The 21478-nt window shown below is 71.6% G+C and carries 23 protein-coding genes; 11 read left to right on the top strand and 12 right to left on the bottom strand.

Features of this window, described 5'->3' with window-relative positions; all coding sequences use genetic code 11:
* Positions 1–175: 175 nt before the first annotated feature.
* Positions 176–811, bottom strand: coding sequence for a hypothetical protein (locus ACGFYY_RS38040; protein ID WP_364859578.1), 636 nt, complete (start codon positions 809–811; stop codon positions 176–178).
* Between the two features lie 362 nt (positions 812–1173).
* Between ACGFYY_RS38040 and ACGFYY_RS38035 the strand changes: the two genes are divergently transcribed.
* The gene (locus ACGFYY_RS38035; RefSeq protein ID WP_393716663.1) at positions 1174–1728 is read left to right on the top strand and encodes a hypothetical protein; all 555 of its coding nucleotides are present in this window, start codon (positions 1174–1176) and stop codon (positions 1726–1728) included.
* Between the two features lie 173 nt (positions 1729–1901).
* Here the strand turns inward: ACGFYY_RS38035 and ACGFYY_RS38030 are convergent, their stop codons facing one another.
* Together ACGFYY_RS38030 and ACGFYY_RS38025 are read right to left on the bottom strand one after the other, a co-directional pair.
* Positions 1902–2606 (bottom strand): restriction endonuclease, encoded by a 705-nt coding sequence (locus ACGFYY_RS38030; protein WP_393716661.1) that lies wholly within the window; start codon positions 2604–2606, stop codon positions 1902–1904.
* On the bottom strand, positions 2603–2884 hold the full coding sequence (locus ACGFYY_RS38025; protein ID WP_364859569.1) for a hypothetical protein: 282 nt from the start codon (positions 2882–2884) through the stop codon (positions 2603–2605). The genes ACGFYY_RS38030 and ACGFYY_RS38025 overlap by 4 nt, the downstream gene beginning before the upstream one ends.
* 209 nt (positions 2885–3093) lie before the next feature.
* Between ACGFYY_RS38025 and ACGFYY_RS38020 the strand changes: the two genes are divergently transcribed.
* On the top strand, positions 3094–3588 hold the full coding sequence (locus ACGFYY_RS38020) for a hypothetical protein (protein ID WP_393716659.1): 495 nt from the start codon (positions 3094–3096) through the stop codon (positions 3586–3588).
* Between the two features lie 60 nt (positions 3589–3648).
* On the opposite strand, the gene tpg is transcribed toward ACGFYY_RS38020, so the two are convergent.
* The gene (gene tpg / locus ACGFYY_RS38015; protein ID WP_364859563.1) at positions 3649–4206 is read right to left on the bottom strand and encodes a telomere-protecting terminal protein Tpg; all 558 of its coding nucleotides are present in this window, start codon (positions 4204–4206) and stop codon (positions 3649–3651) included.
* Between the two features lie 3 nt (positions 4207–4209).
* Complete coding sequence (gene tap, locus ACGFYY_RS38010; RefSeq protein WP_393716670.1) at positions 4210–6537, bottom strand: telomere-associated protein Tap; 2328 nt, start codon at positions 6535–6537, stop codon at positions 4210–4212.
* Positions 6538–6796: 259 nt separating this feature from the next.
* Here tap and ACGFYY_RS38005 point away from each other — a divergent pair, with 259 nt between their 5' ends.
* Positions 6797–7234: a hypothetical protein gene (locus ACGFYY_RS38005; RefSeq protein WP_364859561.1), complete on the top strand. Its 438-nt coding sequence runs from the start codon at positions 6797–6799 to the stop codon at positions 7232–7234.
* Between the two features lie 110 nt (positions 7235–7344).
* Here ACGFYY_RS38005 and ACGFYY_RS38000 read toward each other — a convergent pair whose 3' ends face one another.
* Entirely contained in the window at positions 7345–7824 is a 480-nt protein-coding gene (locus ACGFYY_RS38000; RefSeq protein WP_364859558.1) for a hypothetical protein, read from the bottom strand.
* Positions 7814–8014: a hypothetical protein gene (locus ACGFYY_RS37995; protein WP_364859555.1), complete on the bottom strand. Its 201-nt coding sequence runs from the start codon at positions 8012–8014 to the stop codon at positions 7814–7816. The genes ACGFYY_RS38000 and ACGFYY_RS37995 overlap by 11 nt, the downstream gene beginning before the upstream one ends.
* Positions 8015–8334: 320 nt before the next feature.
* Between ACGFYY_RS37995 and ACGFYY_RS37990 the strand changes: the two genes are divergently transcribed.
* A complete protein-coding gene (locus tag ACGFYY_RS37990; RefSeq protein WP_393716655.1) occupies positions 8335–9093 on the top strand; it encodes an Abi family protein in 759 nt (252 codons plus the stop codon).
* Positions 9094–9124: 31 nt separating this feature from the next.
* Here the strand turns inward: ACGFYY_RS37990 and ACGFYY_RS37985 are convergent, their stop codons facing one another.
* The 5 genes from ACGFYY_RS37985 to ACGFYY_RS37965 form a co-directional block, all read right to left on the bottom strand.
* Complete coding sequence (locus ACGFYY_RS37985) at positions 9125–9652, bottom strand: hypothetical protein (protein WP_364859550.1); 528 nt, start codon at positions 9650–9652, stop codon at positions 9125–9127.
* Between the two features lie 207 nt (positions 9653–9859).
* Positions 9860–10690 (bottom strand): DciA family protein, encoded by an 831-nt coding sequence (locus ACGFYY_RS37980; RefSeq protein ID WP_364859547.1) that lies wholly within the window; start codon positions 10688–10690, stop codon positions 9860–9862.
* A complete protein-coding gene (locus tag ACGFYY_RS37975; RefSeq protein WP_393716668.1) occupies positions 10690–12450 on the bottom strand; it encodes a hypothetical protein in 1761 nt (586 codons plus the stop codon). Before ACGFYY_RS37975 ends, ACGFYY_RS37980 begins: the two co-directional genes overlap by 1 nt.
* A 962-nt stretch (positions 12451–13412) precedes the next feature.
* Entirely contained in the window at positions 13413–13712 is a 300-nt protein-coding gene (locus ACGFYY_RS37970; protein WP_364859541.1) for a helix-turn-helix transcriptional regulator, read from the bottom strand.
* 125 nt (positions 13713–13837) lie between these two features.
* Entirely contained in the window at positions 13838–14584 is a 747-nt protein-coding gene (locus ACGFYY_RS37965) for a GntR family transcriptional regulator (protein ID WP_393716652.1), read from the bottom strand.
* 484 nt (positions 14585–15068) lie between these two features.
* Between ACGFYY_RS37965 and ACGFYY_RS37960 the strand changes: the two genes are divergently transcribed.
* The 7 genes from ACGFYY_RS37960 to ACGFYY_RS37930 all read left to right on the top strand — a co-directional run bounded on the left by ACGFYY_RS37960 (position 15069) and on the right by ACGFYY_RS37930 (position 21374).
* The gene (locus ACGFYY_RS37960) at positions 15069–15641 is read left to right on the top strand and encodes a hypothetical protein (protein WP_364859532.1); all 573 of its coding nucleotides are present in this window, start codon (positions 15069–15071) and stop codon (positions 15639–15641) included.
* A 1-nt stretch (position 15642) separates the two neighbouring features.
* On the top strand, positions 15643–16167 hold the full coding sequence (locus tag ACGFYY_RS37955) for a hypothetical protein (RefSeq protein WP_393716650.1): 525 nt from the start codon (positions 15643–15645) through the stop codon (positions 16165–16167).
* Positions 16164–18287 carry a hypothetical protein gene (locus ACGFYY_RS37950; protein WP_393716648.1) on the top strand — a complete coding sequence of 708 codons (2124 nt, stop codon included), beginning with the start codon at positions 16164–16166 and terminating at the stop codon, positions 18285–18287. Before ACGFYY_RS37955 ends, ACGFYY_RS37950 begins: the two co-directional genes overlap by 4 nt.
* 281 nt (positions 18288–18568) lie before the next feature.
* On the top strand, positions 18569–18742 hold the full coding sequence (locus ACGFYY_RS37945; RefSeq protein WP_393716647.1) for a hypothetical protein: 174 nt from the start codon (positions 18569–18571) through the stop codon (positions 18740–18742).
* Positions 18742–18876 carry a hypothetical protein gene (locus ACGFYY_RS37940; RefSeq protein WP_393716645.1) on the top strand — a complete coding sequence of 45 codons (135 nt, stop codon included), beginning with the start codon at positions 18742–18744 and terminating at the stop codon, positions 18874–18876. The genes ACGFYY_RS37945 and ACGFYY_RS37940 overlap by 1 nt, the downstream gene beginning before the upstream one ends.
* A 312-nt stretch (positions 18877–19188) precedes the next feature.
* Positions 19189–19440 (top strand): hypothetical protein, encoded by a 252-nt coding sequence (locus tag ACGFYY_RS37935; protein ID WP_393716643.1) that lies wholly within the window; start codon positions 19189–19191, stop codon positions 19438–19440.
* A gap of 161 nt (positions 19441–19601) precedes the next feature.
* Positions 19602–21374: a DUF2637 domain-containing protein gene (locus ACGFYY_RS37930; protein WP_393716641.1), complete on the top strand. Its 1773-nt coding sequence runs from the start codon at positions 19602–19604 to the stop codon at positions 21372–21374.
* The last annotated feature ends 104 nt before the right edge of the window (positions 21375–21478 follow it).

Here is a 21478-nt window from a genome sequence, read left to right as displayed (position 1 = left end):
AAGCGACCTGGCCTGTGGACGCGGGACGGCGAGACGCCAGTCCGCTGTCCTCCGGGGCGCTGTCGGAGAGGGGCTCGTCGGCCCGAGTTGCCTATGGGCAACTGGAAGTACTGCACACGCCACTGCGATTGCCTAGAGGCAACCGACGGAGAGCGCCCCGCCCGCTGGCTGCCATCTACTCGCCGCCCCCGGTCTTGGCGGCTGGCTCGGAGACGAAGCAGTCCCGGCACTCGGGAGCAACGGCAACCATGCGTTGGAGGCCGCCGCAGTGCTCGCACCGGGGATGTGCGGTGGCGTCGCCAAGTTCCTCGAGGATGGCCCGGAGGCGGCGCACCGTGAAGTCCGCCTCGGAGATGGCGGCCGGGGCCCACTCTGACGACATCCACCGCAGCGGACCGAGAAGGGCCCGCGCGAGGCTGACGGCGGTGCTCGCGGCGTACGCCCATCCATTGGTCGCTGCCGTGGGGTCGTCGGGAGCATCCTCATGGGGAAGCCCGACCGACCAGGGCGGCACGGTCATGGTGAGGGAGTCCAGCCGGTCGCCGGCGAAGCCGAGTTCGAACCAGGCGCGGCGGGCCTGGTCTTCGGCCAGGGGCCACGCCCAGGGGCCGGTGTAGTAGGCGCGTGCGTGGCCAGGGCCGGCGACGGATTCCTCGTAGCCGACACCCGCGGAGCGCCAGAGCAGCGCCCACAGAGCGGCGGTGCGCAGCTCGGCGTCATGGCTGCTCCAGCCCAGGTCGTCGGGGACGTCGATGCCCAGGGCAGCGACTGCGGTCAGCAGCTGCTTCTCGGTGGCGTACGGCGGGGTCATGCTCCTGCTTTCGGGGGCTCGGTGTCGCCGGGGCGGCATGGGTGAAAGAGGCGCGTCCAGCGGGAACTGTCCCCGCGCGAGAAGGGGCCAGGCGTCCCGACGAGCGCTCGGCACAACGATTCCTCTGATCCGCGGTCACTTGCCCGGCCAGCGAAAACAGGTCCCGCGCTCGATTTGATAGCCGGTAGTTTCGACGGAACGGAGTGCGGCCTCGGCCATCCGGGCCGCGACGGGGGCCGCACTCCAACGCCCCGTCTGTCTCGGCGTCTTCGCCAGTCATCCGGCCGGGACGAAGGCGGACGACCTGCATGCGGCGGCCCAGCGGCCGCCACCGAACCAGCCAAGAAGGCTGAGGGGGAATTGTGAGCGCCTTACACACCTCGATCCCGCCGGAGCGATGCGGAAGCTGCGTCAAGATCCTCAGCATCCTGACCCAGCACCACCGCGAGCACCCGGGCCGGCCGTTGACCGGCGCAGCCATCGCTACAGCGGCGGGCATCGCGCGGCCCACTGCCGTGTTCCATCTCTCCTACCTGGCCGAGTGCGGCCGACTGGAGAAAGACCGGCGCACCCCCGCCAAAGTGGAGGTCGCCTCCTCCCAGTGGGCAGCACGCTCCCCCTTGGACTGGGCCGTCAGCGCCACGCTGCCCTGCCGCACCTGCGCCCGACTGCTGCTCGTCCTCGCCACGTTGGCCAAGGGACAGTGGAGCGTTCAGGCACGCGCGGAGGACATCGCCGCAGCCCTCGGCGCCAGCGAGCGGACCGCCCGTGAGCACTTGGCCGCCCTCACTGGCCAACGCCCTCACGCTCGGCCCCAGACCGGGCCGCTGCTGCGCGCCGAAACGATCCCGGGTACCGCCGGGTACGGCGGACGGCTGATCACTTTCCTGTCCCGCCCCGTGTGCGAGGGGGGCTGAAGAACAGCGTCTCCCGAGCGGGCGGCTGAGACCGCACCCGGTCCGCACCCGGTCCGCACCCACACCCGTTTCACGGCCACCCCAGACTCCCGGGGTGCGGGTGCGGGCATGGTGCCCCGCCCCTCGAGGCGAGGCACGAGCCGTCCTAGTCCTGTCCGTCGGTGTGCCCGAGATCAGGACAGGGAGGATGGTTTGCGGGGTGGGGGGATCTGGCGCAGCAGTTCCCACAGGGGGCGGGAGCCGGCGGCCCATTCGGCGAGGAGCTTGCGGTCCACCAGGTGCAGGCGCTGGTCTTTCGCGAAGTCCACCGCGTTGCTGGTGATGCGGCCGTTGGTCAGCATGACCAGCACATCACCGCCGTGGACCTGGCGGCCGGTCCCGTTGAGGACGTGCAGGTCGGGCGTGCCGACGGGTTTCCCGGACCAGCCGTCCTTGCGGTGCTTACATTGGATTACCCACCTGCGCCCATAGGGGTCGGTCGCTTTCACGTCGGCTCCGTTGTCGCCGCGGCCGCCGACTTGCTGTGCGTCCTGGCAGCCGTCGCGGTGCATGAGGTCGCGTACCGCGAACTCGAACTGCCGGTGGTGCAGACGGTCCAGCTGGTCGACCGCGTACCGCAGACCCTGCGCCTTGATCTGCTCCCACCGTGCCGCTTCACTGCGGCGCCACCACCAGGCCGCCGCCGCGGCGGCCGCTGCCAGCAGCGTGAGGACCACAATCCAGGGATGGGCGGCCAGCCAGCGCAGGACGCCCATCACCAGGCTCAGGGCGACTACGGCGAGCAGACCGATGAACGCCAACTGCTCCAGGCCCGAGTCCTTGCGTCGCCGGGGGCGCCGGCTTCGGCTGGTCCTGCGGGCGGGGCGGCGTCGGCTCACCGGCCGGTCCCGGTGCTGGGGAAGACGATCGGGTAGGAGACGGTCGGCTGCGGCCGCACCACCGGCTGGTCCCAGCCGGGCCACTTGATCGGATACACCGTCGACTCCGGCACGGGCTTCTGCTCCCCAGGAGCCCCGCCCATCGGCTTGCTGCCTAACACGAACGCGGCGAACACGAATAACCCGAGGAGCATCACCTGCTTGCTCGACCCCGCCGGGTTGCGCCAGTGCGCGCGAACCTTGAATCCGTTGCGCTCGTGCTCAACGACAGACGGCACGCGGCCCCCTCATCAGTCAGGTTGTGCCTCCCTGCACAACTGACCAATGAAAGCACCCACCACTGACACCTCGTCACCGTTCATCAACGATTAGTGATCATCAGGTCACCCCGGGGTTTTTGCACGGGTTCGGCTGTGGAGAGGAACGCCGGATTGCTCCGAGCGTGGGTCACCGGGCAGGCTGCGCGTCCGGAGGAGAGGGGACAAGCGTGTCTGAACACGACGACGCACAGGCGGCAGCAGCGGCGCTCAGGAAGGCCGTGGAGGCGCTGGGCAGCGATGGCGCGGGCGCAGACGGCCAAGCCGCCCAGGAGGCGGTCCGGGCGCTTTCCGGCGGCGCTGGGCAGGAGTGGACGCTGGAGCAGGAGGGCCAGATCCGGGCCTTGGTGGAGCAGATCCTCAGGGTGCGGAAGCTGAACCGGCCGGACGCGGGCTGGTGGCACCGGAAGCGGGAGTGGCGGGCCCGGGAGCGCCTGGTCGACCTGATGATGGCCGGCGGCCCGGAGCTCGTGAGCGAGGCGGAACTGAGGCTCTGGAAGAACCACGCGATGGTGGAGGTGCTCCTGGAGTTCGCCAACAGCACGATGAAGCAGGACGACATCGCGAAGACGCTCGCCCGGATGGAGACGCTGCACACCGCCACGTACGAAGGCTGGCAGCAGGCCCGCAAGGCGCTGGCCGACGAACAGGCCGCCACCCTCTGACCCGCCACGGAGGAGGGCCCCGCACCGCCAACGCGGTGTGGGGCCCTCCTCCGTGGCGGGTCAGAGGGTGATGTCGATTTCCTGGACGTCGGTGAACTCCACGTCCAGGTCGCGGGCGCGGCGGCCGTTGTCCCGGAAGTAGTGGTGGCCCAAGCCCTGCGCGGCGATGTCCAGGAGCTGCTGCTCGGTGGCGCCCTGGTCGCGGGCGTCGAACAGCTTCTGGGCCCACTGCGGGGACAGCGCCTGGGTGATGTGCCGCATCCGGCCGTCGTCGGTGGTGCCCGGGGCCGCGGTGAACCCGAAGCGCGCCTGGGTGGAGAGGACGATCCCGGTGCTCGTCGCGGCGGCCTTCTTCGCCTTCGCCCTCAGCTGCGGCTGCCACCGCTTCTTGACCTCGCGCTCTATGCGGGCAGCGAGGTCGCGGCGGGGACGCTTCAGCTGTCCCTTGATGTACCGCTCCACGGTCCGCTGTGACACCCCGAGCGCGGCGGCGGCCGCCTTGGTGCCCTTGAGCTGCTTGACCAGGTACTTCATCTGCGCCTGAGCGCTCTTGGGGGCGGGGCGGGTGAACGCCTTCTCCAGGGCGCGGTCCAGGCTGTCCCCGAGCGAGCTGACCATCGTCTACTCCCCGTCGTCGTCGGCCGGGCGGCCGTTCTTGATGTTCCGGGCGATGTTGAACAGGCCCCCGCTTTTTTCGAATTCCGCTGCCGCCCAGAGGACGGTCTGGGTGCCCTCGTGCTTGACCATCCCCGGCGAGACGCCGAGGCGGAACGTGCCGGTGACCGGCTTGCCGTCGGGCGTATACGGGAGGAGGTCGAGCGGGGAGGGCCCGTTGGAGGGGTAGACGAGGCAGTCGGTGGCGATGGCGACGGGGTAGATGTCGGCCGCGGCGGCGGTCTTCATCATCTTGCGGTGCATGATGACGCGGACGGTGGACAGGACCGCGGCCCGGATGTCGGGGCGCCACGTCTCGCGCTCAAGGGCCGGCCACGGCTCGTAGAACGGGACCTCGCCGCGGCTGTTGCGCTGGCGCAGCTTGCCGATGCCGCCCTTCGCGGTCGCCTTGATCGCCTTGAGCAGCAGCTTCAGCGCCGGGTCGCCGTCCTTGACGGCGGCCATCGCCTCGAGGAACTCGTGGTCGTCCATGCCAGGGGTGACGCCGAGGTCGGCCATCGTCGCCAGGTAGGCGTCGCGCAGCCGGTCGTACCAGGGGTCCAGGTAGCGGCCGGTCTCAGTGCGCACGTACGCCTCGATCGGGGCGACATCGAAGCCGAGCTGGACCGCGTACGCGACGGACGGTGTGGCGTACCAGGCCGGCCCGGTGGGCCGCTCCCCGGACGGAGTGAACGGGCTCGGGAGCCGGTCGCCGTCGACGGTGCGCCCGCCCACGCGGGCGCGGGACAGGTCGACGTGGGAGAGGTCGACCAGCCACGAGCCGGGCAGCGACTTGTCGAAGGCGGGGTTGCCTGTGAGGTGGGTGGGCCCGTTCAGGCCGACGACGAGGCTGTTGGCGGCGGCGGCGAACGCCATGTTCACGTCGATGCCGACCAGGTACGGCTTCAGGCACTCGTCGTCGGTCAGCTCACGGCACCAGCTGAACGGCTCCTCCATCAGCATCTGGTCCGGGGTCCGCTGGTGGTGCCGGGGCCACTTCCCCTTCAGGATCGGGTGCTCGTCGGGCACCTCGCACTCCACCACGGGATACACCTGCGTCAGGGCGTCGGCGTTGAAGGCCCGCTCGAACGTGCCGGTCTCCTCGTCCTTCTCCGCGCGGGTCGGCGGGCGCAGCGCCGTCATCAGCGCCAGGCCGGTGGTCGCCGTGAAGCCGCGCGGCGTGATCACCCGCTCCGCGTACGAGCCGAGGAACCTGGCGAGGTCCGCCGCCGACATCGTCGGCAGCTGCGGGTCCTTCTTGTCGTCCCACTCGTTCGTGGGCAGCGCGCCCCAGGCCGGAATGCACAGCTGCACGCAGCGCCGCTTGCCGTCCTCGGGCCGGTAGAAGATCCGCGTCCACGCCCCGAAGCCGCGCTTGGTGAGCTCCAGCCCGGCGCGCTCGATCTGCTTGATGACCTTGTGGCGGTCGTTGAGGCGTCCGGCGCTGCGCTCCTCGGGTGTGAGGGCGGGGGGCAGGCCGTAGCGCTCCAGCGCGGCCGGAGTGAGGACGAGCATCGGGTCGGCGTCGTAGCCGCTGCGGTGCAGGCGGGCCTGCCCGAGCCTCGCCTCGGTCAGCGTCCAGTCGACCAGGGCCGGCAGGGTCTTGGCGGGCACGTCCAGGACCAGGCCGCCGACGCAGTACGCCGACACCTGCCCGTCGGCGTCGGCGTCGATGACCGCGAGCGGACCGTTCTCGAAGCGCGGGTCGACGGCGGCCGCCGACGTCGTGGTCTTCTTCGCCACCGCCTTCTTCGCACCCGGGCGCCGCGACGATGCAGCGGGCTGCGCGGCGGGCGCCGGTCGTACGGCAGTAGCTGGGGGCGTCGGCGCTTCGGCCGCCGGGGCCTCGTCCAGCGGCGGCGGGATGGGCGGCAGGGACGGCAGGGACGGCAGGACGAAGGGCCTCGGGTCCGCCTTCGCCCTGGCCTCCATCTCCAAGTGCTCCGCGAACGTGGGGGTCGGCGGCAGAACGTACGACCCGTCAGCGTTGGCCGCCGGTGCGGGGTAGCGGGCGGCGAGGGCCTCCAAGAGCCGGGCGTAGGCAGCGCGCCTCGGCGGCCGCGGCTCGGTCTTGCCGATCTCCCAGTTCCCCACCGCCTCCCGGCGGGTGCTCAGCGCCTTCGCGATCTGCTCCTGACTCAGGCCCGCCGCCTCCCGCAGGCGCTTGCGCTCCGCGGGGTTCGGCAGGTCGTCCTGCGCGACTTGCTCCAGCAGCGCATCGACAGCGCTGAACAACGCGTTCTCATCAGTGGACACAGAGGTCACCTCCAATAGACATCCTACCCGATCGCGCATTGATTCGCGCATCGGATCGCGCACGGATCGCGCAATGCGGAGGATTGCAACACGCGAGCGGGTAAGCTGTGCAACAGACCGTTCGCGCAGGTCAGGGCCGCAACGGGGTGCGTCGCAGCCCTCTGTTGCAGCGGTCTGTTGCAGTGCGTGTTGCACGCACAGCGCCGGTGAGCGCCCGGGCGGCATGGCGACGTTGCAGGGCGAGGGCCGGCTGCCAGGCTGAGCGGGTCCGGCTCACGAGGTGATTGGGAGCTCCACCGTGTCCGTCGCGTTCCGCATCAGGTGCTGCCTGTGCGCCAAGAACATCCCGCTCGCCGGGGACGTCATCGCCCTCGATGGCGAGTGGCAGCGCCGCTACCCGGACATGCTCGGCACCCTCGCGTGCGAGCGGTGCGTCATCGAGCGCGGATGGAACTGCTGCACCACCACCAAGGGCGGGTTCGTCGACGGGCACGTCGCCGCGCCCGAGGACGAGGTCGACGTCGACTCCTGGAGCCACCACCTGGAACGCGGCACCCACCGCGCCCTGGTGACGGGCCACCCACGCTCGGGCCTGCTCCAGGGCGCGGAGCCGTACCTGCGCTGGTGCGCCGGGGACAAGCACACCCCGCCCGAACTCGCCGCCCGCCTGCACGAGGCCCTTGCCGAGTTCGACGCCGCGCAGCGCGCCGCCGCCCGGCAGACGGCGGCTGTCTGACCTGCCGCGCCCGTCACGCCGGTGGTGCGCGGTGCGTCGTACCGGCGGCGGCCGCCGTCGCTAGTGAGGTGGTGGGTGAGGATGCCTCGCCCGGGATCCGGTGGGCAGGCTCACCCCGCAGAAGACTGTGCTTGCGGACCTGGGCGTCTGTGGTTGATCAGGTGCCAGTCCGCAAGGACCTCGAAGCCAGCGGTCTCGGTCACGTCCATCGGGTTGACCGGCGCCGGCGAGTTCCCGCGGGACAGTTGCACCTCTGAAGCGGCGGTGAGGTGGGTCAGGGCATCGCGGAGCGCGGCAAGACCCAGTCCGGTGGCCTCTGCCAGCCGCACCAGGGACGTATAGGGCGCCACTGGGGATGACCAATGGCCTGCGAGGTGCAGCAGCACGGCGTCCGCGTCAGTGCCGTCCGGGGCGGACTGGGTGTGCTGCTTGTATTCGAGGCGGCGCAGCATGAATTCGACCTGGGGCGGGAGCACACCACGGGCCCGGTCACGGTCCCTACGTTCGCGGGCCGCGTCCAGGATGCGGCGGAAGTTGGTGCATGCCTGCTCTTGGGTGATCAGGCCATCGGTGCGGAAATCACTCGTCACGAGGAGTGTTCTTCGCCGGGTCCAGGTGGTGCATCGCGTAGCCGTGCTCGTCGGGGTGCCGTGCCAGGCGGGCCATCACCCAGGCGGTGCGCGCGTCCATGCCCGGGCCGAAGTCGGCCGCCAGGCGGCGAGCCTGCCACGTCGTCCGCGGAGCGAGCACCCAGCGCCACAGCCACGTCGAAAGCTGCACCCGGCCCGTACCGGACACCGTCTCCCCCGCCGGAACGGGCGCGCTGTCAAGATCCCGACCGGGGCGGCCCGGCTCATTCGGTGTCGTAGCGGTCACGATCGCGAGTGTGCTGAGGAAACCGCCCCCGCATCGGACGTCAGCCCCGTGTTCACCCGAAGGCGCGGCCTGCCCTCGCTGGCGGTTGACGACCAACGGGATGCCCAGGGAAAGGCTGAGGGCCTTCACCCGCTGGGTGAAGGCCCTCAAAAGTCTGACCCCGGCCGCGTAGCCTAAGCCAGAGGCTGAACCGGGGAATCTTTCACCCATGATACATCTCTGTTGTGCAGATACAACCGACAGCAGCGCAGCTCAAGCTCCTGGAGCCGCTGATTTCCCGCCCCCGCCTGGCTCCCTACCTCGCCGTCACGGCATCCCCGCAGGCGGCGATGGAGCTGTATCTGTGGAACGTGCGAGTATCGGCGGCGTTCGCCGAGGTGATCGCCCTCACGGAGATCATTCTGCGCAACGCCATGGCGGAGCAGCTTGCCGGCGCGTACGGGCACGCCTGGTACGCACAGGCCGAGCTGTTCGACGACCGCACGATCAGCGGCTTCCGCGGCACGTGGCGCAACATCAACATGCCGACCGACCCCAGGACGGGTAAGCCGGAAGCCAAGACGCTGCGGACGGTGCCGGCCGGGAAGCTGGTGGCCGAGTCCACGTTCGGCTGCTGGGTGAACCTGCTCGACAAGGGCGGCACCCGCGGCGACGGACCGTACCGGCAGAACGTCGACTACGACTCCACCCTGTGGCGCAAGGCCCTCCACAAGGCGTTCCCGAACAGCGGCGGCAAGCGGACCACCGTGTTCACCACCGCCAGCCACGTCCGCTCGCTGCGCAACCGCGCCGCCCACCACGAACCGTTGATCAGCGGCGTTCCCCTGCCCGGTCAGACCGACCGCCGCGGCCACGGCCGCCGGCTCACTCTCCCCGCCGCACACGCCGAGGTGCTGCGCCTGGTCGAGTACATCGACAAGGACGTCGCCGCGTGGCTCGGACAGAACAGCCGCGTCCCACAGCTGCTGTCCACGCGGCCGTGAACACAGCCGACGCCGCGCTCCTGGGCGGACATCAGATGCCAGGCCATCGCTCCTGGGACTTGATCCACTCCCGCCGGGCATAGGCACGGACCGCGTCCCGCTCGGCGTCCGTGCAGCCGTTCTCCAGGGCCGCAGGGATGTCACCGGTGGTGCTGGTCCCGTGCTCCTGGTCGTGGCGCACGAGCTGATCGGCAACGTCGGAGGCGTCGGTGCGCAGTTCCACGTCTGTCGGCACCGGGTTGTGGGAGTCCTCCCGGTAAGGGCGCATCAGGTAGCTGCCGTGGCCGTGGCACAGAGCGAGCGCGTCCAGGACGGCCGCACTCTCCAGCAGGTCGTCTCGGCACTCCATGGCCAGGCTGTTGACCTGGGAGTCGACGAGGTCTTGGCGGCGAGCGGTGTGCGCGGCCGCCAGGTGCTGGCGGTCCATGACCTGCGAGTACAGCAGTGCTGGGACAAGTTGGCCGATGCGAACCAGGTGTTTGCCGTACGCGGCCTGAGCCGCCCGGCTGGTCGACCAGCCGGGCCACGGCTCATCGGGGGAGGCTCGGTGTGTGCTCATGAGTTGGGACGCTACCGACCTGCATGCGGCCGTGGGGCCGGATCGAGTCATCCCGCCCTGCCCCCGGTGCAGCCGTCGCACGCCCCGAGGAGGTGTCCCCAAGGCAGGGCGAGTTCCCCGGCCACGGGATCGGGTAAGGACCGCCGACCAGCGCTATCTCAGCGACCGCACCACCAGCCCCTGAGCAGCACCTGGTGAACCAGTTGTTCATCCGGTCTGCTCCAGCGGGTGAGGGGCGGTCGGGACCCGGACGGGCAGCTGGGCGAGTCCGGCCCTCTCGGCTCGGGCCCGATGCAGCGCACTGCGCCGGACGGCTTCGGCGTCACGGCGCCGCTGAGCGAGGGCGGCATCGATCGGTGCCGGCTGATCGTCACGGACCGCCTCCGACTCCGGGAACGCGCGGCGGCTCGCCTCCCGAAGGACCCGGTTCTGCCGCTCCACCGCAGCTGCGATGGCCGGGTCCGGCTGCCGCTGCGTGTGAACCTGTTGGTGGGCTTCGAGCGCGCGGTGGTAGCCGGCCGCCGCTGTCTCCCGAGTGCGCACCGGCCCCTGCGGAACCGGGGTCCTCACCGTGTCCGGCTCGGCGGCCGCGCTGGGCGCGGGCAGAGGGCCGGGTGACAGCACGCGGACCGTACGGACCGCGCCGGTGCGCGCGGACCGGTTGGCGTCGGCGATGATCCGTGGCGCCTCCAGGCGAGCCTTCGTCGCCCAGGTCGTGGAGTCCGGGCGCAGCGTCAGCTCTCGGCGCTCGGCGTCGTAGCCCACCGCCGCGACGTGATCGGCGAGGTCGGGGGCGAGGGCCGCCCACCGTTCGCACAGGCTGGCGCCGGCCGCCGGGATGTCCCAGCCGCGTTCGGCCATGAGCGCGGTGAACGCCTCGCCGAGGCCCATGGGGGCTCGGCCGTCGCGCCGGACCGTCCGGGTCACCCGCGGCTTGCTTTTCGCCGTGCGGGTGCCGTTCTTCTTCGCGGCCTCTCGGGCCGCCCGCAGTGCGACGCGGGCCAGGTCCACGCCGCTGGGCTGGGGTGTCTGGCTCATCACGCCACCACCTCCTGGGCAAGCTCCTGGGAGCGGTGGGTGAGGCAGACGCTGCGGGTCGGCAGGGCCATGCGGGTGCAGGGCGTTTCACCGTCGCGGCTGGAGCAGGTCCCCGACACCGACGGCGCAGCGGGAGCAGCGGGCTCGACGGCGGCCAGGGCGCCGGCTTCCTCGCGGCAGAGCTTGCACAGGCCGGTGTCGACGGCCGGGCCGGTCAGGAAGATCACGCATCCACAGCCGCCGCAGGAAGAGCGCTGCGGGCCTTCGGGCTCCCGGGCCATCGGAACCCGCGCCGGGCGCCGGATGACGGCCTCCAGCTCGCAGTCGGCGCAGTGCCCGGACGGGCCGGGGCGGGTGCCGTGCTGGGGGCACAGGCCCTGCTCCAGGCGCTGCTCGCGCTGGCGGGCGGCGAACCGGTCCTGGACGGTCTCGGCGCACAGCTCGCAGGCCGCCCCGGTCCGCCAGATGATGCCAGCCTCGCAGTCCTGGTGGCCGCAGCCCCAGCGGGGCAGGGCCACCCCGAGGAGCCACCGGCCCGGGTCGCGGATGTCGGAGATCATCACCTTGGCCAGGCGGGCCGTGAGCCGGTGGTGGAGACGGTCGGCAACGGTTCCCTCACGCAGCTGACGGCCCACCTCACGGGCGATCTTCCGGACGACGAAGTCGTTGGTCACACGCTCCAGCAGCACGTGGACCGGCTCCAACACGGCATAGATCTCGGGGCTCATGGCCAGCTGCGGTCCGGTGTACGACGACCGGGACGACACCGGGCCCTTGCTGCTGCGCTTTTCGCCGTTCGGCTTCGAGGAGGACTGGCTGATCTCACCCGCGCGCAGCGCGACACCACCCTCGCCTTCCGAACGTGCCTCCGCGTCAGCCGGATTTTCCACAGCCTCAGCAGCCTCAACTACCGGTACCTCGCCTACGGCGGGTGAGATGAGTGCGCGCTCGTCATCAGGTGAGTCAGTCCTAGGTGATTCCCTATTCGCGAGGGATCCCTCATCAAACGACAGACCCGATCCCTCACCAACCAGCGAACTACCCGCACCCTCCACGGCTCCGCCGCCGGGCTCCTGCGGGCCCTCCTGGACCGTCTCCGGCTCCGCCTCTGCTACCGGCTCACAGCGGGCCACAGCGGCCGTGGGGGCGATGTCGTGGGCGATGAACCGGTGGCGGCCCTGTGCGCCCGCGCGCCGCTGGACCGTCACCCACTTCGCCGCCTCCAAGCCGTCGATGACCTCACCGGCCGCCGCCGCGGTGATGGGCTGGCCGGCCTTCCTGCCAGAGTGGTGGCGCAGGTGCCCCGCCAGCTCCCCCTCGGTCAGCGCGATGCCCATCTGCTCCGCGAACGCGATCACCGCGTACGCGCGCAGCTGCCGGGGCGTGAGGTCCTCCGACGCCGCCACCGGCAGCCACACGAACCCCTCCGTCCCCGTCATCGGCCGCACCGACCGCAGCGCGGACTGGCCCTTGCCGCCGGGCAGGGTCCGACGGTTCGACCACAGCTCCACGATCCCGTCCGGCCCCGGATGGGACAGCTGCGTCATCCCCCGCTCCGCCGACGCCACCGACAGCCCCAAGTACGAGGCGATCGTCGCCGACCGCGCCTGACACCCCTCGGGCCGAGCCGCCAGCGCCTTCACCTTCACGTACACCGACAGCGCGACGTCCGCGTAGAACGGCGACGACACCAGCCGCATCGGCACCTTCACCCGCTGGCGACGCACCGTCTGGGCAGCGTTGGCCGCCACAGGGGACATAGACGAGCGCTGAGCGGGGACCAGGGCGGCGGCCGGGACCGCCACGCCGTTCACCGGCCCACCGCATCGAAGGGAGCGGTGCACACCGCAGAAGCCGAACTTCCCAACGTCGTCTGAGTAGCCATCGGGCAGGTGTACACGCCAAAGCGGACACCCCCGTTTGTAGCTGTTTCGTGATCCATCCGCCGACCCTGCAACAGGCGGCCTGTGGACAGAGCCCGCTCAGCCCCGATACCCCCCGGCACTCCCGCACGGCGGGCAAAAATCTTGAAGGCCGTCCCGCCACACGGGACGCCGCCCTCGCGGACGTCGTTGTCGACGGAGTTGTCGACCTCCGCGAGCGGGTGCGTGAGCGGGGCGGCCGATGCCGCGACCACGCGCAGCGAACCCGCCCCGAAAGTGCTGCTCTTGTAGCTTCGTACCGGAAATCCAACTTCCGGTACGAACTGCGTATAGCTGAATGAACTGGACGGCGATCCCGTCACGCGGGACGCCTGCCGAGCCTGAACCGGGGTGAAACGGACAGGGTCGACCTGACAAGGGACACCACTCTCGTGCACTATGAGAAACGACCTCGCCTTCCATATAGCTGGACCGCTTGAGCCCCTCGGGGCCGGACGACCGGATGTGGATGTGACGGGACGCCCCCCTTCGTGAGAAGCGGGGCAGACACCGATCGGGCGGAGGGAGATTTCTCCCCCCTCTTGGTTGCCTGTGGAGCGCGAAGACCCCTGTGGTGGGGGCCTCCGGTGAAGCGGGCGGTACTGCTACAGCTGTGGTGGCCGTGGTGAGTGGCCGGTGGTGGAAAGAAAGAGCGGCTCGGTGAGCCGCAGCTCAGGACCAGGTGCGAACTGGGACCTGAGCGGCCGACAAGGGGTATGAACCCCGGTCGGTAGACGGGCCGCGCGAGGCCAGCGGATTGGTAGTCCGCTTTTTGGCGCGCGCGGCCGATGGCCGTTAGGTCATCCCAATCCCCCTTCGGAGGTTGGCGTCAGCATGCCCGCGTCCGCTTCCGCAGCGTCGGGGTAGCGCTCTGCGAGTCTCTTGAGCAGGTGCATGTAGACCGCCCGGTGGGGCCGCCGCGGATTGGTCTGACCCAGCTCCCATCGAGCCACCGCAAGGCGCTTCACGCCCACGGCCTCCGCGACCTCCAGCTGGGTGAGCCCCGCGGCGAGGCGCAGCTGCTGCCGCACATGCGGCGGCGGCAGGACGTCGTCCAGGAGAGCGTCGACCCGCGCCAAGGGGTCCGGATTCGGCATCATGCAACCCTTCATGATCGATAGGTATCTGAAAGATACACGAAGGGATCCCCTTCGGGGCGGCGCCGTCACCGTCACCCGCCCCGTGAGCGCCGGAGCGCGGGAGTGCCTCGCTCCCCCTGTCTGTGTCATAGGGGGAGGTTGTCGTAAGAGAGCTGGAGCCGGTCCGCCGGAGCGACTGCCCGAAGTACCTCGAGGGGGTGACCGGCGGCGTCAAAGGTGACGCGGTTAAGAGTGAGGACGGCGACTCGCCCGCCGATGCGGAGCTGCGCGGACTCGGCCTCAGTGGGCATCCTGGCGCTGACGGTCTCCGTGGCGGTGGCAGGCCGGCGGCCCACTGCTGTAAGTGCGCCGTACACGCCGCCTGTGATCTTTCCAGTGCTGTCGAGTCCGGCTTCCTCGGCCAGGGCGGCGGGGTACCAGGCGTGTTGGATCTGGACAACGTCCGACGGGCGGATGAGTGCCTGGCGGACGCGGTAGACGAGCTCGTCGCCCTCGGGGAGGTTCAGCAGCGCAGCGGTGTCGGCGTCAGCCTGGACCCGTTCCACGGCGATCAGCTGCATGTACCCGTCCAGACCCTGGGCCGCTGTGGCTGTTTCCCACGGGCCCAGCGCGCCGCCGGGGGCGAGGGTCTGCCCGTACCGGCTGAGCGGGATCTGCACGGCTGTCCGGGCGCGAACCACGGTGCCGGCCCGCTTAGAGGAGTAGACGAGACCCTCGTCCGCGAGAGCGCTGATCGCCTTCGTCACGGTCCCCTTCGACACGCCGTGCGCGGCCATCAGCTCGGCGTTGGTCGGCAGCTTGCTGCCCACAGCGAACTCGCCTTCGCGGATGCGCTGGCGTAGCTCGGCGGAGAGGTCTCCGGAGCTAGTCATGGTGGTCACCTCCTGTGTCGGCCTGGGGGCCACAGGGCCACCATATCGCCTAGTCGTTATTGACAATACGCCGCAGCGTCGGCATTCTCATTAATGCCTAGTCAATAACTGCTGGCGCGGTCGACCAGATCGCTCTAGCCAGCGGTGTGCCTGGGCGATCCCGACCTGCAGATACGCAGGTGCCCGGCCGGTGTCGTAAGCACCGACCGGGCGGCGGCCGAGGGGGTGCAACCCCACAGCCGCTGTCGGGTAGTCCGATCTGAGAGGACGCCGACGTGGTGATGGTGACAGAGGTTCTGCGCAGGTGGAGGGTGCAGCGCTGTGCGCGCGGCGCCGTGGTGCGGACGCGAACGGTTCTGCCGTCCGGGTTCTGCACCACGGCGCTGACCGTGCCGGCCCCGGCGGCGCCGACGGCGCTTGACCTGGGTGGGGACGAGCTGCGGGTTCGGGCGTGGCTGGCGGCCCGGCTCGATGGCGGTGCGCTGTGAGCGCGGTGGGCGGGGTTCCCCCGCTGCCGCCGGGTTGGCCGACTGCCCGCCCGTACCTGGTGGTGGTGCCGGAGGCGCGCCAGGAGCAGCCGACCGAGGACTGGCTGGACCGGCTGTTCGACGACCCGGAGTTCGGGGTGTCGCCGCGTTCGGTGGCCTACGTCCCGGCCCCGACGTCCGGGGTGGACGACATTCCGGAATGGTCGGCGCCGGACGTAGACGAGATCGCGGACCGGGCTCCGTCCGACAACAACGCGGTGGACTGGGACCGGGTCCGCGCCGCGATCCGCAGGGCGCGCCCGGTCCGCACGCTGACCGTGATCGGCCTCGGGACGCTTCCGGCGTTGGTGTGGGCGGACCGGGTGGCCGGCCCGGTCGCCGCGAACGTCTCGGTTCACGCGGCGTTCTCCACGGCGGTGATCACATCGGTGATCACCGGGGTGGGCGCGGTGACGGGCGGGCGGATCCGCCGGTGGGCGTGCGCCGCGCTGCTGGTGGCCGCTGTGGGCGGCACGTTGATCGCTGAGCCGACCCGCCTGCTGGTGGCGTCCTGGATCGTGGGGGCCTGAGATGGATCTGATCACCTTCACCCACGTGGTCACCCGGGCCGGGGCCGCGTTCGGGTTCTCCCTCGCCGTGGTCACGGCCATGTGGATCTACTACTCGCGGGGCCGGAGCCTGAAGGCGCTCAAGAAGAAGAAGGTTCTGCTGCCCTGGGGCGGGGCCGCGCTGACCATGGTCATGGCCTCCGCCGTCACCGGCGGTCTCCTCGGGCAGATCAGCGGCGGGTTCACCGGCACCGGCAACGAACTCGGCGCCACGGTCGGGAACGCGGCGGTCGGGCAGTCCGGCGCGGGCGCGGTCCCGCTCTCCACCGGCGAGGTCCTCTCCTACTCCGGCTCCTGGCTCGCGTTCTGCATGATCATCGGCCTGGCACTGTTCATCTGGTTCGCCAAGGGGTGGGAAGAGCGTGCCCTCGCCCTGTCCGGCGGGCTGACCGGCGCCACGTGGGGGATCACGGCAGCGATCGGCGGCTGGGCGTCCATGCTCGGTGTCCCGCTGCTGTCCTGGCTCGGGGATGTGCTGATCGGATGAGCCAGCGTCCCGCCCGCCGGACGAGGTCCGGCGCCCGTCACCTGGCCATTGCCCTCGCCCACTGGGCGGGCGGGCACACCGTCTCCAACGAAGAGCTGCTGCGCCGCATCGTCAAAGCTCGCGCCGAGGCCCACCAGGAGGCGCTGGAGGAACACCGCCGCCTGGTCCTCAAGGCCCACAAGAAGGCCACCAAACTCCAGCGAATCGCGGAGGAGGACGGGGGCCTGACCCCGGCCGCCAAGGCCCAGTTGAAAGCGGCCGTCAAGGAAGCCGAGCGGCACACCACCGCACTGCGCGCGCTGGGCGAGTTCGAGGTGCCGTCCCTGGACCCGGGCCAGGTGCGTCACCGGCGCCGGCGGATCGCCGCCGCGCGGTGCACGGTGCTCGCGGCCCCGGCCGCCGGGATCGCCACCCTGTCAGTGACGACGACGTGGTGGGCGGCCCCGGCCGCCGCTGCCCTGGGCATGGTCAGCGCCTGGGCGCGCGGTCCCAAGCCCTACGACCTGACCGTCCGCCCGGTACCGGCGGACCTGATCGCCGAGACCCCCATGGTGATCCCGCCCGCTCCGCACGCCGCCGTACCCGCTCCGGTCCCGGGGCTGCTGGTTCCGCCGGTACCCGCCACCGCTCCGGCCGCGCAGGGCACGGCTCCGGCGGAGGGCACCGAGCACCACCTGGTGCTCGCCCTGTCCAAGGCACTCGCGGCGTGCCGGGTGATCCCGCGCGGCACGCAGGTCACCCTGCTGGCCGCGCCGGAGGTCACGCCGGAGCGGTGGACGGCGGTGGTCCGCCTCCCGGACGACAACGGCGCGACGGTGGACGACGTGGTCGCCGCCCGCAAGAACCTGGGCGGGGAACTCGGTCTGGACCGGGCCCGCCTGCACGTCGAGCAGGTGGCCGGCGCGGACGACAAGACGCTGCGCGTCTCCGGCTTCACCACCGACCCGTTCGCGGAACCGGTGCTGTGCACGGCGGACATGCTCGGCGGTGTCGACGTGTGGGAGCAGGGCATCCCGGTCGCGGTCGACGCGTTCGGCCGGCTGCTGTTCCTGAGGCTCAAAGACGTGTCGATCCTGCTGGGCGGCTCGTCCCGCTCCGGCAAGGGTGCGGCCCTGCGGCTGATCATCGCCGGGTGTCTGCTGGACTCGAGGGTCCGTCTGCACCTGGCGGACGGCAAGCACCCCGGCCAGAACCGGTGGAAGGGGCTGACCGCCTCCTACGTCTGGGACCCGGACAAGCGCGCCAAGCAACTCGCCAAGCGCCTCGAAGCGCTCGTCGCGGAGATGGGCGTACGGGCCACCCGCCTGGCCGAACTCGGCGTGGAGTCCCTCGCGGAACGCCCGGACCTGGTCGGCACCGAGGGCCTGACCCTCGAGGTGGTGGTGATCGACGAGGTCTCGGCGTTCACCCTGGACACCAAGAACGGCAAGAAGATCACCCAGCACCTGATCGCCCTGTCCGCCCGCGGGCTGGCGTTCGGCATCGTCCTGGTGCTGGCCACCCAGCTCTCCACCGCCGGGGTACTGGACCGCCTCGTCACCGCGAACCTCATCTGGCGCTGGTGCATGTACGCCACCGGCGCGGACGAGTCCAACACCATCCTGGGCAAGGGCATGGCCGGGCGCGGCTACTCCGCGCACCTGCTGAACCCGGAGCAGCGCGGAACCGGGCTGCTTCTGCGCGAGGGCCGGGTGTCCACCGTGCGGTCGCTGTGGCTGGACGGCAACGACATGGAAGCCGTCCAGGACATGGTTCGCGCGCTGCGCGCCCCCGCTCCGGGGCCGAGTGCTCCGATCCCGGCGGCGCCCGCTCCGCCCGCGTCCGGTTCATCCACGCCGGAGGCTGCGGTGGCGGACTGGTCGGTCCTCGAAGGCTGGCTCAACACGGTGCCGGCACCCGCTCCGTCCGCCCCGGCCGGGGCTGTCCAGAGGGCCCGCGCCCTGGACTTCATCCGGTCGGCCGGACCCAGGGGCATCAAGCGCGCCGCTGTCGCGGACGCGGTCGGCGTCCCCGCGACCACGGTCGGCGGGTGGCTGAAGGAGTGGTCTGACATGGGCGTCGTGGAGGCCCTGGGCAGTCCCCCGCACACCCGCTACGCGGCTACAGACGGCCGTCAGTAACCCGCCTGTAGACCCCGCTCGCCACAGACGAGTGCAGGTCAGAGCGTTGCGAACCTACTGACGACTCCTCGTCGGTAGCCGTTCGTCAGTAGCTCGTCGGTAGATCCGTCAGTACAGCCCCACCGCCTGCCAGCTGCCCGCCCGCCCCCGTGCCACGTGCGCGGGGGCGGGTCGAGGGGAGCCGTTCAGACGGCTCCAAAAACACATGCGCGGAGCGGCCGTCCACTGCCAAGAAGCCGGCCGCCCCGCAACCCATCCCGACAGGAACAGGAGTGCTCATCATGGCATTTCGCAAAGCGATCTCCCAGGACGAGCTGGCCGCGAAGCTGACTCCCGAACAGCGGTCGAGCGGCCACGTCTACAAGGCCAGTGAGGGCTGGTACGGCCAGGACGACCGCCCGGTCGCGGGGGAGCCGAACGGTACGAACGGCCGCCTCACCCGGGACAACGACTGATGGCCCGCCACACGGCGCCGGTGTGCCACGGCCGGCCGATGAAGCACGACCCGAAGAACCGCCAGTACGTGTGTGCGCGCTGCGGCGGCTGGACCACGCGTCTGCTCGCCCTGGCCGCGGAGATCCTGCGGTGAGGCGGCTCCTGGGCGTGATCGCCCACCTGTGGCAGTGCTCCAAGTGCGGAGCCTGGGTGGACACCGAGACCGTCGCCGGTCAGTGCGGGGCCTGCTGATGGCCGCACCCCTGCCGGTGACGCCCACGCCGCACGAGCGGGACGGGCGTACCGAGCCGCACCCGGCCCCGGCCCGCCCGCACCCCCAGTCCGGTTCCTGACCGCCCGTCCAACACGCGGAAGTGCACCCCCGACGGGGCATCGCCACCGCCACCCCTGATACCGCCCCGGGCCGGCCGCCGCGCCGGTCCGGGGCCCGCTGGAAGGACCCCTGATGGAACCGATCGACATCGAGACCCTCACGCCCGCCGACCTGACCGCGCTCGCCGCCGAGTTCGAGGCCGCGGCCACCCGGGCGGACGACTCCGCTCGCGACGGCCTCACCGCCGCCGCTGACCGCACCGAGTCGCCGGCCGCCCGCGCTCTGGCGCGCCGCTGCGCCGCGATCGCCCGCCGACACGCCGCCGACTACCGGGCCGAGGCCGCCATCCTCCGCTCCGGCCAGGTCCCCGACTCCTGGATCTGACCCACCCCGCTCACACCTTGGAGGTATCCGTGACGACCCAGCACGAGACCGTGTTCGATCTGACCCGCCCGCCCGTTCCGTTCGCTCCGGCCGGACCGGCCGCCGCTCCGGTTGGGCGGGCCGGTGCTCCGGCTCCACGTCCGACGGGGGAAGATGCCGGGATGAACGAGACGCTGACGGACGGCCACCACGCAGGCCAGGGGGAGGCCATGGCCGGGGCCACTCCGCTCACGGCCGGGGCCACTCCGGCCCCACGGCAGGGCACTCCGGCCGGACCTGAAGGCGCTCCGCCCCCGCCGCGCAAGGGCGGCCAGGGGTGGCCGGGGCCGGTCGGCCAGGGGGAGGCCGTGGCCGGGGCCACCGGCCAGGCCACCCCGGCCACCCCGGCCAAGGAGGCCACCCCCGCGGCCTCCGAGCCCAGCCGGTGGGTGGGCTGGCTGCTGATGGCCGTGGCCGTGATCGGCATGCCCCTGGTGGGCGGGATCGGCTTCGCCGCCTCGTACTCCACCCTGGAGCGGTTCGCCCTCGCCCACGGGTTCGGCCCGACGCTGGCCCCGTGGTTCCCCATCGGCGTCGACGCCTCGATCATCGCGCTGCTCGCCTTCGACCTGGTGATGGTCCGCCGCCGTACGCCGTGGCCGGTCCTGCGGTTCGCCGCCCACGCGATGACGCTGCTCACGGTCCTGCTCAACGCCTCGGACGGCATCGGCAAGGGCTCGCTGTGGGAAGGGCTGGCCGCTGACCCGCTGTGGGCCCTGAGCCACGCGGCCATGCCCGGCCTGTTCGTCCTGGGCGTCGAGGCCGCCCGCAAGCTGCTGCTGCACGCGGCCCGCATCGAGGACGGCACGGCCACCGACCGGATCCCCCTGCACCGCTGGGTGCTGTCCCCGGTCCGTACGGGCCGGCTGTACCGGCGGATGCGGCTGGCCGCGGTGCGCAGCTATGACGAGATGGTCGAGCGGGAGCAGGCGCTGGAGGGGTACCGGGTCTGGCTCACGCAGAAGCTTGACGGCGACCTGTCGAAGGCGAGCGAGATCCAGCTGCTGCCGATGACGATGGCGCCCCGCGGCTACACGGTGGAGAAGGCCCTCGCCCTCCCGGCGAAGTGGGATCGCGAGGCGAAGGAGCGCAAGCGCGCCAAGGCGGAGGACGAACGCCTGGAGGCGGAGCGGGTGAGCCGACAGGAGAAGGAGGACCGTCTCCGCGCCCTGGAGGACGACGCTGATGTAGAGGTCGCCACCTACGCGAAGGCGGCCAGGACGGGAACGGCCGCCGCGCAGGCGGAGGCCGCCCGCGCGGAGGCGGAGGCGGCTGCTGCTGCTGCGAAGGTGGCGGCGCAGCACCGGCGTGCGGCGGCGGAGCGGCAGTCGGCTGCGGAGGCCGAGGCGCTGGAGTCGGCGGAGGCGGCGGCCGCGCGCCGGAAGGCGGCCGAGGACACGCAGAAGGCGGAGCGGGCCGAGGCGGAGGCGGAGCGCCAGCGCGCGGAGGCGGCCAAGGCGAAGGCGGAGAAGAAGAAGTGGGCCGCTGAGGAGGAGCGCGCGGCGGCGGCTGCGGCGCGTGCCGAGGCCGACAAGGCGGTGGCGGCCGCGGACCGCGCGGCGGCGGAGAAGGCGGCGGCCGCGGCACGGTACGAGCAGGGGCTGATCGAGGCGCGGGCTCAGCAGGCCGAGGACTACGCGCGGCTGGGTCCGCGTGAGCGCTCGGAGCGTCTTGTGGCCCGCATGCTGCTGGCCGCCGGGGTCGCTCCTGACAGGGCCACGGAGCAGGAGCAGCTGGAGGCGGTTCCGCTCAGCGTGGTGATGGAGGTGCTCGGCGTGAAGCAGTCGGCGGCGAGTGACACCCGTAAGGCGGCGGCGGTGCTGCTGGAGGGCGGCTACCTGCCGACCGGGCTGGAGAGCGCGCTGGATGAGGCCTGGGAGGCCTCCCGGCACTGATCTACAACATGGCGGCGGGGGGGGGGGGGGGGGGGGGGGGGGGGGGGGGGGGGGGGGGGGCGGGGGGGGGGCGGCGGCCCCCCCCCCCCCCCCCCCCGCCGCGG

The organism is Streptomyces sp. NPDC048331 (assembly GCF_043201215.1).
Taxonomy (GTDB): domain Bacteria; phylum Actinomycetota; class Actinomycetes; order Streptomycetales; family Streptomycetaceae; genus Streptomyces.
Note: the sequence above shows the minus strand (reverse complement) of the source record. Positions and strands in the feature narration are given on the sequence as shown.